General features: G+C 53.0%; 10 protein-coding genes. All 10 read left to right on the forward strand.

All coding sequences use genetic code 11. The annotated features are described in order from the left end of the window. The first annotated feature begins 445 nt into the window (after window positions 1–445). The 10 genes from RRF55_RS22595 (at window position 446) to RRF55_RS22640 (ending at window position 13,363) form a co-directional block, all read left to right on the forward strand. Window positions 446–781 (forward strand): maltose transporter permease, encoded by a 336-nt coding sequence (locus RRF55_RS22595; RefSeq protein WP_149796418.1) that lies wholly within the window; start codon window positions 446–448, stop codon window positions 779–781. A gap of 748 nt (window positions 782–1,529) precedes the next feature. Next, window positions 1,530–2,738: a hypothetical protein gene (locus RRF55_RS22600; protein WP_020316460.1), complete on the forward strand. Its 1,209-nt coding sequence runs from the start codon at window positions 1,530–1,532 to the stop codon at window positions 2,736–2,738. Next, on the forward strand, window positions 2,735–6,193 hold the full coding sequence (locus RRF55_RS22605; protein ID WP_077260486.1) for an ImcF-related family protein: 3,459 nt from the start codon (window positions 2,735–2,737) through the stop codon (window positions 6,191–6,193). Before RRF55_RS22600 ends, RRF55_RS22605 begins: the two co-directional genes overlap by 4 nt. Next, on the forward strand, window positions 6,190–7,788 hold the full coding sequence (gene tssA, locus RRF55_RS22610; protein WP_009486336.1) for a type VI secretion system protein TssA: 1,599 nt from the start codon (window positions 6,190–6,192) through the stop codon (window positions 7,786–7,788). The genes RRF55_RS22605 and tssA overlap by 4 nt, the downstream gene beginning before the upstream one ends. Before the next feature lie 30 nt (window positions 7,789–7,818). Further along, on the forward strand, window positions 7,819–8,874 hold the full coding sequence (locus RRF55_RS22615) for a polymorphic toxin type 44 domain-containing protein (RefSeq protein WP_130974925.1): 1,056 nt from the start codon (window positions 7,819–7,821) through the stop codon (window positions 8,872–8,874). Further along, on the forward strand, window positions 8,871–9,341 hold the full coding sequence (locus tag RRF55_RS22620) for a hypothetical protein (RefSeq protein WP_130974926.1): 471 nt from the start codon (window positions 8,871–8,873) through the stop codon (window positions 9,339–9,341). The genes RRF55_RS22615 and RRF55_RS22620 overlap by 4 nt, the downstream gene beginning before the upstream one ends. 76 nt (window positions 9,342–9,417) lie before the next feature. Continuing rightward, on the forward strand, window positions 9,418–11,172 hold the full coding sequence (tssF, locus tag RRF55_RS22625; RefSeq protein ID WP_130974927.1) for a type VI secretion system baseplate subunit TssF: 1,755 nt from the start codon (window positions 9,418–9,420) through the stop codon (window positions 11,170–11,172). Beyond that, window positions 11,136–12,221: a type VI secretion system baseplate subunit TssG gene (gene tssG / locus RRF55_RS22630; protein WP_004176418.1), complete on the forward strand. Its 1,086-nt coding sequence runs from the start codon at window positions 11,136–11,138 to the stop codon at window positions 12,219–12,221. The genes tssF and tssG overlap by 37 nt, the downstream gene beginning before the upstream one ends. Beyond that, window positions 12,199–12,741: a type VI secretion system lipoprotein TssJ gene (tssJ, locus tag RRF55_RS22635; RefSeq protein WP_004176417.1), complete on the forward strand. Its 543-nt coding sequence runs from the start codon at window positions 12,199–12,201 to the stop codon at window positions 12,739–12,741. Before tssG ends, tssJ begins: the two co-directional genes overlap by 23 nt. Before the next feature lie 127 nt (window positions 12,742–12,868). Next, a complete protein-coding gene (locus RRF55_RS22640; RefSeq protein WP_004176416.1) occupies window positions 12,869–13,363 on the forward strand; it encodes a hypothetical protein in 495 nt (164 codons plus the stop codon). Window positions 13,364–13,406: the final 43 nt, after the last annotated feature.

A 13,406-nucleotide genomic window follows, 5' to 3' on the forward strand; every position in this document is an offset into this window, starting at 1 on the left:
CATGAGAGAACGCATTCATCATTAAATGACATGACTCCGGCTGAATTCATCCGAAATCTCCGGAAAGACGAAGATCTCTGATTTAGCACTGCACTGATTTTGGGCCAGGGTCAGGTTCTATGTACCTAATTCATATTATTCTTATGCACAAAAAATAATAAATTCGGGCTCGAGAGAAGCAGCGATTTCTAATATTGCAGAGTTGCGTGAAAGCCTTGGAGCCAATCTACTCTCGAAAGAGGATGGAAGAACAAGGTGATAAAAAAATTTAATACTGGAGGTGATGTGAAGTATTATTATGTTTTAGCATTGTTACTTGGTTACAGCTCATGTGTACTGGCAGAAGAGTGTATGGATAACTCAAATATAGATTCTCTAAGAGAGGTTTTCAAAAAAAATAATAAGAAGTTGTTGATTGAAATGTCTTCAAAAGAAATGAGGCGTTATGTTGAAAGTGATTTACTTATCAAAAATAAATACAGTACACATTGTCAATGTATCTGAGGTTTACTATGGCTGGGGAGTGGACAAAAAATCAAAGTATCCTGTTAACACATCGGCAGTTTTCCCAAATGAAAAAGTGTGTGTATGGAATGTATCTTTTGCACTACCAGAGTCTATTAGAAAAAAATGTGATGATGATGGTGCTTATGGGTATTTTATTGAATTTAAGAAAGTTAATGGGAAAACAGTTCTATATAACTTTACCTCTTTGTTTGATTCTCTTCCCGACGGAACTTTAGCTTGCAAAGCTGCCAATAAATTTATGCTGCAAAAATAGCTTGTGAGTATTGATGTAAGCATCTCGCCCTAAATTAAGGGTGTTGTTGATTAATCATTATTCAGCGCTCTTGCTGCTTTTTAGGTTGTGTTGCATATTGTTTTGTAGCCAATAAACTCTATTTTTACTAAAAATCCAATCTTTTCTACAAAGTGGGAAGGTAATTCTGGTAAGCATTTACTGGTGATGAAAAAGGAAATCAACCAGAATAATACTGCAGAGTATTTATCTGTAAAACAGGTGACAAAGGGTAAGGATGATTGCATTTCAAATGATTATATTATTGACTGTGAAATGGATATTAATCTGAATGGGGGGGGTAAAAGAATCAGTTGAAATAAACAGTAGCTTTACCAATGACGAAGGCACTGTTTTATTTGCTTATAAATTGGATGTATTGGTGGGATAGACCCAGTTACTGTCAACTATTTCGCGTATAAAATGGATTGAAATATGCCCTACGAGGGGAAGAGAATATCATAGTTGAAAACGGTAGGTGGGGTGGGGAAAACCCTCCGATTCCTGATTGTAATTAAAAAAGACAAGTCTCTGTTAAATTACATGCTGAAAAAAATGGAAGGCCACTTCAACGACAAAAGTAAACTAGCACGTTGATTTCTGTTTTTTACCAAAAAGGATGGTCGTATGTTTAAGTGTGAGTTTGCTAATGAAAGAAATATAATGTGGTGAGTTTTTGTTTCGCCTGCATATCGAGCTAATTTAGCCATCCTGTAATATGAGGAAATTAATGCCATATACACTTAAACATTTGCCAGAACGCTACCCCAGACCTAAGCCTCTGAAATTTTCTCGTTGGCTTGTTGCTCTGGTTGTCATGCTTTCAGTCTGTATTATCATAATGCGTATATTTGGGCATTATGTTGAAAATCTGTACTTCTGGAGATTAGCTTTAGGTTTTCCTGTTGCTTTGTGGAGTGTCTTGCTTTCTTCTCGTCTGCTTGTTTGGTCTTTACAGGATAGCAAAGCAAACGCTTTTGACAAACAGCGAGAACAGTGGATTCTTCGAGAAACCCGTAAGGCACGGCGTGCATTACAAGTGCTGAGTGCAACATTTATTACCGGCCACTCATCAGTTGCTCAGAAAGATACCGCTATTGCTATGCAAAATAACGACAGCATTATTGTTTCACAGGTCGGCCGGGATGGTAATGAAAGCGCCAGAATGAGCCAAATTTCTTCCAGCCCGCAGGATTCTATGGAATTCGTGATAATGAATATTTTTTCGCAGATGATTGCAGACATTCCTTTTACACAAATCCCTGATAAATGCCCACTAGTAGTAGTTTTTGATGTAACAACATCGCTGCCTTTGGAGAACATTCGCCATTACTGGGATGAGGCATGGCAAAAGAACAATATCACTTTTCCTGTTGAACACGTTGAAGGGCGTGGTCTTAGTGTAATTGACCGCTGGTTAAATGAACGTATTAAAGATAAAGCAATGTTATTGATCGTTGGCCTCCAGATTGATCCGGTTGTTACAAACAATACTGCTGAAGCGGCTGTTGCTCTACTTCTTGGCAACCGCCTAACGCAAGTGGCGCTTGACCCCCTCGCATTACTACACCGGCCAGATGCTGCTCCCTCAGGTGAACTTAGCGAAGGGATGAGGATGGCCGCCTGGAACGTCCCGCTAAAAGAAAGTATGGTGAAAAATTTATGGCTCGCTGGAATGACAGGTGAGCAACGTGCAGAAGCGATTGGATGTCAGAATGCACATCCTGCGCAGTGCGTAAAAGATGAGGCTGTCATTTCACTCGATATATCCATGGGGAATGCTGGAGCCGCTGCACCCTGGCTGGCTATTGCTGCCGCCACTGAAATCGCCCGACAAACACAATCCCCGCAGATGATTATCTGCGGGGATACCACTCAGAAAGTGCTATGGAGCACGCTTATTACCCCGATAGCTTCAAGACAGGAGATGGATCTGTGAAGTTACTTTTAGCACCGAAAACTACGGAAGGTCGCTATCTTTCAGTCGTATTCATTCTCTTTTTACTCTTGGCTGCAATGACATTTATCGTCTGGAAACATCCTGACATGGCCGGACTTGAGGGCGATAGTCAGCAGCAGAATTACTGGCTTATTGGTGGGTGCTGCATTACCGGATGTATCTTTATCATGTTAGTTATGCTCCTGTGGACAGCTCGCAGTGCCGGTAAAAAGGAGTTTGAGGCGCTCCTGGATGTCACTCGTGGTGATGACAATAAGAGAAAAGATGAGAGTGAAAACATCTCTGTTTCTCCAGCAGTGGTGATGTGTGCCAGGATTCGTGACCATCTGCGAACCCGAATTGGAATTCACTGGCGGCGCAAAGTCCGCCTGCTTTTAGTCACCGGCGACGAGGCGGCAATCGAACAACTGGTGCCTGGCCTGCGTCAGCAGCACTGGCTTGAAGGCAACCGCACCGTGCTGATTTACGGCGGCAGCCTTGCATCGGAGCCTGACCGAGAAAAATACATCGCGCTGCGCAAGCTGCGCCGCGGTCGTCCTCTGGATGGGATTGTGCGGGTGATGCCGTCGTCTCTCACCCTGACGCCGCAGATAAGCGAGAGCGACCTGCGCGGGCTGGAAAAAATCAGCGAACTGCTGGGCTATGCCGCCCCGGTCTGGTTATGGAAACTGTGCGACAGTGAGTGGCCGCAGGCTGACCGCGCGGTGCAGGCGGTAGGGGTTAGCTTCCCGTTGCGCGCCACTGAGGAAGATGTCGCCCGTCAGCTTGCGCAGATGTTGCCGACGCTACGGGAGCAGGGGATGCACCAGATCGCAGCAGATACCCGCCACGACTTTCTGCTGCGTCTGGGGCAGCAGCTTATCGACGGGGGGATCGCGCAATGGCGCTGGCAGCTGGCGCCGTGGCTGACCGCCTCGCGGCAGCGGCTTGCGCTGCGAGGCCTGATGTTTAGCCTGCCAGAGCCTCGTACCGTAGATCCGTATCAGGAGGCGGATACCTCGCCTGCGGGCCAGCCTCATCTCCTGACGCTGCCCGCCACCTGGCTGGGGATCGTCGATGACTGCCGCCGTTTACGCGGGCATCACGTGGGAATGGCGTGGGAGCGGGGCCTGGCGTGCGGTCTGCTGGCCATCCTCGGCCTGTGGGCGGCGGGACTGCTGCTCTCCTTTGCCCTCAATTACAGTCAGATTGCTTCGGTAGCGGGAAAAGCCCGCGACCTGGTGGCCCACCCCTCCGTTTCTGACTATCAACTGACGGCCCTCCATGCCCTGCGCAATGAGGCCGGCCGTCTCGTGCACGATGGGCAGAAGGGAGCGCCCTGGTATCGGCGCTTTGGTCTGGACCATCATCAGCAACTATTAAACGCCGTCCTGCCCTGGTACGGTGTGGCAAATCATCGCCTGATACGTGACCCGGCCAATGCCGCGTTGCAGCAGGCGCTCAGCGCGCTGGTCAACTCCGCCCCCAATAGCGACCAACGAGCCAGGCTGGCGAAACCGGGCTATGACCAGCTGAAAGCCTGGCTGATGATGGCTCGTCCGGATAAAGCCGATGGCGCATTTTTCGCGCAGACCATGAAAACGGTCCAGCCGACGCGAATGGGGATCTCGACCGGTCTGTGGCAAAGTCTGGCGCCGGATTTGTGGGCCTTTTATCTCTCCCTGCTGCCCGAGCGGCCAGAGTGGAAGATCATCCCGGATGCGCAACGGGTGAGTCAGAGCCGTCAGGTTCTGTTGCAGCAGCTAGGTCGCCGCAATGCCGAAAGCACCTTATATGAGAACATGCTCAAATCCGTGCGTCGTAATTTTGCCGATGTATCGCTGGAAGACATGACCAGTGGCACCGACGCGCGCCGGCTGTTTACCACCAATGAAGTGGTCCCGGGGATGTTTACCCGCCAGGCATGGGAAGGCGGCATTCAGCAGGCCATTGATAAGGCAGCCAGCTCGCGCCGGGAGGAAATCGACTGGGTGCTGAGCGATTCGCGCAAAACGATGTCGACAGACCTGTCGCCGGAGGCGCTGAAAGCGCGTCTGACCCGACGCTACTTCACCGATTTCGCCGGCAGCTGGCTGAATTTTCTCAACAGTCTGCGACTCAACCCAGCGACCACCATTGCCGATGTTACCGACCAGCTCACGCTGATAAGCGATGTCCGCCAGTCGCCGCTGATTGCCCTGATGAATACCCTTGCCTGGCAGGGGCAGGCGGGGCAACAAAGGGAGGGGCTGTCGGACAGCCTTATTAAATCGGCCAAAGATCTGGTGGGTGGGAAAGACAAGCCGGTCATCGACCAGTCGGCAGCCGGCCCGCAGGGGCCTCTGGATGACACGTTCGGCCCACTGCTCCAGCTGATGGGGAAAAACACGGGCAGCAACGTCATGTCGGCCGATAGCACCCTGAGCCTGCAAACCTATCTGACCCGTATCACCCGCGTGCGCCTGCGCCTGCAGCAGGTTGCGAATGCCTCCGATCCGCAGGAAATGATGCAGGTCCTGGCGCAGACCGTCTTCCAGGGAAAAAGCGTCGACCTGACCGACACGCAACAGTACGGTAGCCTGATTTCGGCAAGCCTTGGCGAAGAGTGGAGTGGCTTCGGTAATACTCTGTTTGTGCAGCCGCTGACTCAGGCCTGGGAAACCGTGCTTCTGCCGTCGGCGGCCAGTCTGAATGATAAATGGCGCCGCTCGGTGGTCACCAACTGGCACACCGCCTTTGACGGACGCTTTCCGTTTGCCGCCAGCAAAAGCGATGCCTCCCTGCCGATGCTGGCTGAGTTTGTGCGCAAAGACAGCGGGCGAATCGAACGTTTTCTCACGACGGAGCTGAACGGTGTCCTGCATAAAGAAGGCAGCCAATGGGTGCCGGATAAGGTCAACAGTCACGGCCTGGTCTTTAATCCGGCCTTTCTGCGCGCGATCAACCAGCTAAGCCAGCTGTCCGACATTCTTTTCACCGACGGCAGCCAGGGGATCAGCTTTGAGTTACAGGCCAGGCCTGCCCCGGAGGTTGTCGAGACACAGCTGACGATAGACGGCCAAAAGCTGCGCTATTTCAATCAGATGGCCGACTGGCAGACTTTCCGCTGGCCGGGGGAGACGTATAAACCCGGCACTCTGCTGACCTGGACCACCGTCAATGCGGGCACGCGCCTGTTCGGTGACTACAGCGGTACCTGGGGTTTTATTCGCTGGCTGGAGCAGGGTAAACGCCATCCGCTGGATCGCAGCCAGTGGATGATGAGCTTCTCCGCTCCGGATGGCCGCACCCTGCAGTGGGTATTGCGCTCCCAGCTTGGGAGTGGCCCGCTGGCGCTTCTGGCGCTGCGCGGATTGACCCTGCCGGATCAGATTTTCACTGTCGATGCGGCTGAGAGCGCACAGGCCCTGACGACGGGGGTAGGGAATAGTGACATGGATGAGATGGAATTATGAGTATTTTACAAAATTTGGTTGCCGCCAGTCAGTTGGATGAAAGCGTACTGCGCCAGCAGGCCCGGTCACGTCAGGCGCAGTGGCAATCCTGGCTTGCGCCAGTCAGTGACGCCCAACCAACCGGGGACGATCCGGGCTATGACGATGATTTTCAGCGTATCCGCGAGGAGGTCAATAAGATCTCCGGTGTCGATACCGTACTGATTTGCCAGTTGGCTGGACAGTTACTGGCAACAACAAAAGATATCCGGATTGTTACCTATTACTGCTGGGCCCGTTTGCACCAGGACGGGGAAGCTGGCTTGGCCGATGGGCTGGAGCTGCTGGCAGGCTTGCTGCAACGATATGGTATGCAGCTTTATCCGCAGCGCGACCGTAGCCGCAAAGCAGCCCTCGAGTGGCTGGCGGGTACTCGTATCTTAGACAGTCTTTCACTTTTTCCAGAAGTTGTGCGGGAGGACGCAAGGCGTACCGTCGGCGCGCTGCTTCTCATTGATGATTGTCTGACGACAGAACCAGAAACATCACGGCCAGATCTGCAAGCACTCTGGGGTGCTCTGGAGTCTCGTTTGATAAAGGGCGGGGGAGTCGATGCGGTGGTGCCGCAGAACGTCGGAAACCGGGGGCTGGCTCAAACCGCTTCACGCATGGCTGAATACGAAGCGCCGGTTCTCAGTAACATCACCTCCGGTCAGGATCTGCTGGCCCAGGCGCGAACCCTGACAGCATATCTACGTGTTCAACCCGATGGCTGGCTTGCCGCACATCGGCTAATGAAAAGCCTTCGTCATGACACCTTGACAATCATCCCTGCGCCTGATGCTGAAGGAAAAACACGTATCGAGCCTCCCAGAGCAGATCAGCGTGCCATGCTCAAGCGGCTGTACCTGCAACAGAGCTGGTCGGAGATACTGGAACAGGCGGACAGTACCTTCTCACGTGGCGCTAACCACCTCTGGCTTGACCTGCAATGGTATATCCATCAGGCGCTGGTGAGGTCGGGTCAGGATGTGCTGGCCGATATTATAATTGCCGATCTGAAAGGATTGCTGCGCCGTCTCACCGGGCTTGAAACATTAGCTTTTAACGACGGCACACCCTTTGCCGATGAGGTCACGCTGAACTGGATAAATCAGAGTGTACTCGACGATATGTCCGTCTGGCAGGATGAGCCAGTATCGGCTGCCAGCGGCGCTGATAACGACATTCTGGCCCTTGAACCTGAAGCGCTCGAGAAGGCTGACACTGACGGTCTCGATGCTGCACTCCACTGGATTCAGACGCGCCCGGGCACTGAATCCACTAAAGAAAAATGGCTGTTGCGCCTGCTGATGGCCCGCGTGGCCGAACAAAAGGGGAAGAATGACCTCGCGCTCTATCTTCTGCGAGAACTCGACGATGCGGCGGGATCAATCACCCTCACGCAGTGGATCCCAGCCCTGTTGTTCGAGATTAAATCGCGACGGCTCAGGCTACTGCGCATGAAAGCCACGCGCAGCGAGAGTGAAAAGTTACGATTGCAACCGGAGATGGATCAATTGCTGGCAGGTCTGATTGCGCTCGATCCAGCCAGTAGCGCGGTGCTTTGCGGCTAACAGAACGGAAACTGACACTAAGGAGAACATATGGCAGCAAAAGGTTTTTATCTGGTACAGGGAGACAGAACGACCTGCGGCGGAAGAATCACTACAGGCGCAGAAGATCACACTCTGTTTGATAAACCTGTTGCCCGGGAGCAGGACAGCGTCACTTGCGGAAAGCACGCAGGGCTATACAAGATTGCCGGTGGCATCGACAACGATACCATTCATGGCCGGCGAATGGCCGGAACCCTCGACAGCTGTAGTACTTGCCCCTGTAAGGCGAAGTTTATTCCATCAATGATGAATGATACTTATGAGAAAGGAGGTGAATGCATAACTACTTTATTTTCACTCGATGGGCTTATGGCATCTTTACAGGAACCCTATAAGAATCTTCATCCAGAAAATAAGACTGAACGACAGTGTACTCACACAGATGGGGCGATTAAAGTTGCAGAATATATACTAAGTGAAATAAAGGCGAATGTCAGAAGCGATACGGCAGAAACAATACGATATTTAATCGACGAAGATTTTATAATAAAAAGACTTACTGAATGGAATAAACTTCCCTTTTATGCAAGGCTGGGGCCGCCCCCTAAAGCAGATTTACTTGCTGCAATGGCTATTTGGTATCAGACCGTGAAAACAGGTTCAATCTGGGATCATAAACCGAAGATCCGCGATTTTTTTTCATCCGTTGCAGTAGCACGACCACTTCCCAGGAAAGGAAAAACATCAAAGTCTTATTATCATAAGTTTAAACAGCATGATTATTTTTATGATGTTTGGTCAAACATACATTATGGTTATGTTGGACGTAGTGTCGGTTTTTCTGAAGCAATTCTCTTGAAAGGGTCCACTTGGGAACAAAACATGACGCCAGGTGCCATGGGGGATGATACCATGGATGACATTACTAGCATGAAAATAGGGTTTAATCTATTTTATGAACATGGGAAATTTGCTGAGACGTTGACGGCAGATAATATTCTTTGCGTTTTAGAAACAACACCTGGCGCGCACCTTCCTCACTCAAGAGAAAATCATTGGTGCTGGAATACAGATAACCCAGAAAAAAGTGACGAATCATTTTGAAAAAAACAAAAACGTTAACGGGTATTGCATTATTTATAGCGGTGTTAGTCCTTGTCGCTCATTTTATTCCGATAAGGACAGTCGTTGTTATTATAAATAACACTAACGAAACTATATTCGTATATGCAGGTGAGAGTATATATAATGTCGAACCTGAGCCTGACGAAGTCGCGCGTATAGTACGATCAAAGCCTGAAATTATAGCACCTGGAAAAAGAGTTAAGATTAAAGCTTCGTTTACATCTCTGATTAGGAAAGATGCAGCGCTCGACATTGGTTGGAGGGTAGGTGGTCAATACGAATATAACGCTGCAGGTAGCGGTGGTCAAAATTTTATTCTTTCTTCAAAAGAGGGCGTGTGCTACGCATCGATTTATATAAAAGATGATTTTTTTAAGGGCGCGATTAAAAATGGTTCAAGCAATAAATGTTTAAAAAAAATAAAGGCATTTAATTATAAGTATTAATTCAGGTGTTATAAAGGTTATTTTTTTAGTTGCCAGTTTCAAAATCTGATGATTGAAAGGAAATCAATATTAATTTATGGACGATTTAACCCTGCGTTATTACGACGCTGAAATGCGCTACCTGCTGGAAGCGGGTGAAGAGTTTGCCCGCGCTCATCCTGAGCAGGCGGCAATGCTCAATCTCGACAAAGCGGGCGCTCGCGACCCCTTTGTCGAGCGCCTGTTTGAAGGTTTTGCCTTCCTGATGGGCCGCATGCGCGAGAAACTCGATGACGATCTGCCTGAGCTGACCGAAGGCGTGGTCAGTCTGCTGTGGCCACATTATTTACGTACCATTCCCTCGATGTCGGTCGTGGAGTTCACCCCCGACTGGCCGGAAATGAAAGAGCCGATGACGATGGCCAAAGGCTTTGAAGTGCTTTCCCGGCCGATCGGTGAAAAGGGCACGCGCTGCCGGTACACCACCACCAAAGCGATCGCTCTGCAGCCGTTATCCCTGGAGCGCGTCCAGCTGGCCACCGATACGGATGGCCGGTCGGTGATCACGCTGCGCTTTACCTGCAGCCAGCTGACGGACTGGCGCCGGGTCGATCTCAGTCATATCCCGCTCTACTGCAACGCCGATGCGCCGCTGGCCTGCGCCATGCACGAGGCCTTTACCCTCAATGTGGCCCGGATGTGGCTGCACATGCCCGATGAGGTGGACAGAAGGCCGCTGGACGGGTATTTCAGCGCGCTGGGATTTGGCGAGGATGACGGCCTCTGGCCTGAAGATGGCCGCAGTTTTCGCGGTTACCAGCTGCTGCTGGAGTATTTTACCTTCCGCGAAAAGTTCATGTTCATCGATCTGCGCGGGCTGGAGACGGTGGCTTTTCCGGCCGGACTGGCGTGGTTTGAAATCGACGTCGTGCTGGCGGAACGCTGGGAACATGACTTCCGCTTCAGCGAAAAGCACCTGCGCCTGCACTGCGTGCCAGTGATCAACCTGTTTCCGCTGGAGTCCGATCCGCTGACCATCAATTCCCTGCAGACCGAATACCCGCTGCGCCCGATGCGCGTGCAGGACGGCCACACCGAAATTTACACCGTCGATTCCGTGATCTCCTCACACCAGCAGGTTTACGCGCCGTTCTCAAGTTTTCGCCACAAAGGCGGCATGATGCGTCATGACGCGGCGGACTATTACTATCATACCCGGGTGCGCTGTGGCCCCTCCGGGCTGTACAACACCTGGCTTATCGTCGGCGGAGAAGCCTTTGATAATCATACCGTACCGGAAGATGAAAGCCTGTCGCTGACCCTCACCGGAACCAACGGCCAGCTGCCGCGTCGCGCGCTGCAGAGCACCGTGCTCGATACGGTGATGAAAACCACTTCCGCCAGTATTGCAGTGCGTAACCTCTGCGCGCCGACGCTGCCGTGCTATCCCCCCGCCCAGGACCGTTTTCACTGGCGGGTGCTGAGCCATCTGGGCAGCAGTTTTCTTTCCCTGATGGATAACGCGGAGGTCCTGCGCGGCACCCTGGCGCTGTATGAATGGACCGACAGCGAGATGAATCGTCGGCGTCTGGAAGCCATCCTCGACGTGAAGCACCGCGCAACAGAGCGCTTTGCACAGGGCCATCTGGTGCGCGGCGTACAGATTGAAGTCACCCTCGACAGTCACGGCTTTGCCGGACGAGGCGATATATGCCTGTTTGGCGAGATGCTTAGCCGCTTCTTCGCGCTCTACACCGACATCTACTTGTTCAACCGCCTGATTATCATTCTGCAACCAACCGGAGAACGACTGGAATGGGAAGAGAAGCACAGCCGCCGCATTCCCGGCTGACCCCGCGGCTGGAGGCCGACCTGCCGCGGATCAATTTTTACCGCTTCTGCCAGCTTCTGGAAAAACGGCGTCCCGGCCAACCGCTGATGGGGGGAACCAGCCATCCGGCTGACGATCCGGTGCGTTTTTACCCGCATCCGGGAATGGGATTTCCCGCCAGCGAACTGAAAGCCGTGGAATACGATGAGGCCGATGACAGCAGGCCGCCGGTCATTCGCACCACCTTTATGGGGTTGTACGGTGTCGATTCGCCGCTCCCGACGGCATATCTCGATGATATCGCCCAGCACAGGGAAGGGCATGAAGCGCTGCAGGGCTTACTGGATATCTTCAGCCACCGGATCATGACGCAGTTTTACCGCATCTGGCGGAAATACTCCTGGCCCGCCACCTTTGAGCCCGGCGGCACCGATCGTCTCTCGCAGTCGCTACTGGGCCTGGCGGGGCTGGGCATCCCCGGCACGACGCAGCATATCGCCTCGCCGGCGTCGCGCTTTCTGGCGCTAACCGGCGTGCTGCGTCAGCCGGGCAAAACCCAGCAGGGGATCCAGGCGCTGGTCACCCTGCTGGCCCCGGAGACCACCGTCAGGGTGAGCCCGTACAGCCTGCGTCCGGTGGCGATCAGCCAGCCGCTGGGGTTTTACGGCGATGACGACTTCTTCCTGGACGGCAATACGCCGCTGGGTGACGAAGCGATGGATGCCAGCAGCCAGCTCCTCGTCGCCCTTACCACCGACAATCCCGCGGAGGCGCAGGGCTGGAAGCCTGACGGCCCGCTGTTTCGGGACTTTCTCATCCTGCTGCGGGTATACCTCGGCTGGCGATTCCGGGCCAACATCACCCTGACCGCGCCGACCCGACTGCTGGCTGTCCCGCCGCTGGGGGACGAGCCGTTCTGGCTCGGTATGAACGGCGTGCTGGGCGTGGGTGAGGGCGAGAGTGAGGACGATATTCCTCAGACCTTTACCACCGAGCTGGGTACCTATACGGGCCTGCAGCCTGCCACCTTTCTACAAGGAAACCGACGTGTTACGTATAAGTTTGACTAAAACCGCCTGTCTGCTGCCCCTGCTTGCGCTTTGCCTGAGCGGATGCGGACTCACCCAGCGCGTCTCGGAGGGAACAAAGTCTGCCTTCAACGCCGTTTTTTATAAGAAAATTAATACGCTGCATCTGGACTTTACCGCGCGCGAAGCGCTCAACACCGATGCCAGAGAGAATCACTCGCTCTCTGAACCGGTGGTGGTGCGCATCTATCAGCTTAAAGATCGCCAGACCTTTGACCGGCTGGTTTACCAGCAGCTGCTGGAGGAGGGGGATATTCTGCTCGCCGCCGATCTCCTCGCCAGTCGCGATGTGGTGATCGGTCCCGGAGGGGACGCCAGTCTGAATATGCCGCTGGAAGCGGAGGCGACGTTCGTGGCGGTTGTCGGCCTGTTCCGCCATCCGGACACACAAAGAAATACCTGGAAGCAGGTGCTGGCGCGTGAGGAATTGGATCCGGACAAGCCGCGCATTTTCACCGCCGAACACAACCAGCTACGGCTCAGGCCTGAAGCGGCGAAGTAACGTAAAAAAAACAAACACTTGCGGCGGGGCCATCGCGCCAGTTCGCCCTCAATCTTCGTAACCAGCGAACGGGCTATAACCATCTTCATCCAGCCCAACCGGTTTCATCACAGCACAGGGAGATAACGTGACAGCGAGGGAACGTTTTTTTAAGAAACTGCAGCAACAGCAAAATCCGCGGCGGACAGCGGCCCTCGACGGGTCGGCCGCCGCGGATATCGCCAGGTTTCGTCAGCAGATGGCGGAGCTGGCTCAGCAGATAAGTCAGTGGTTTGATGGAACCGGTATTGAGGTGGTGATTTCGACCCGCCATCTCCACGACCTGAGTACCCTTGGCTACAGCCTCAACAGCGGCATCTGCCGCTACGATATCCCGGCCATTCGTCTGCAAAACGGCGAGCGCAGCGTCAATATCGTGCCGCAGCAGCTGTTGGATGGCGTGGAAAAGGGGATCGTGACCCTGAGTCTTGAGGCGCCCGACGGCGCGGGATCCCGGGAGGTGTTTTATCTGAGCCTGGCCCCGGAGGAGGGCTGGATGATCCGCAAGGCGCACCAGTCCCCGGAAGCGCGGCTTATGCTTACCGAAGATCGCTTTTTTATGGCGGTCGATAGCCTGGCCTGATGATCCCTGACAGGCGATGACGTCCCCGCGGCGGCGGTGCAAA

It is taken from the genome of Klebsiella sp. K47 (genome assembly GCF_051858335.1).
Taxonomy (GTDB): domain Bacteria; phylum Pseudomonadota; class Gammaproteobacteria; order Enterobacterales; family Enterobacteriaceae; genus Klebsiella; species Klebsiella pneumoniae.

Bases quoted from the DNA above. Each gene is read 5' to 3' on its own strand.
- RRF55_RS22595 (WP_149796418.1), top strand. From the start codon at position 446: ATGTTGAAAGTGATTTACTTATCAAAAATAAATACAGTACACATTGTC.
- RRF55_RS22600 (WP_020316460.1), top strand. From the start codon at position 1,530: ATGCCATATACACTTAAACATTTGCCAGAACGCTACCCCAGACCTAAG.
- tssA (WP_009486336.1), top strand. From the start codon at position 6,190: ATGAGTATTTTACAAAATTTGGTTGCCGCCAGTCAGTTGGATGAAAGC.
- RRF55_RS22615 (WP_130974925.1), top strand. From the start codon at position 7,819: ATGGCAGCAAAAGGTTTTTATCTGGTACAGGGAGACAGAACGACCTGC.
- tssF (WP_130974927.1), top strand. From the start codon at position 9,418: ATGGACGATTTAACCCTGCGTTATTACGACGCTGAAATGCGCTACCTG.
- tssG (WP_004176418.1), top strand. From the start codon at position 11,136: ATGGGAAGAGAAGCACAGCCGCCGCATTCCCGGCTGACCCCGCGGCTG.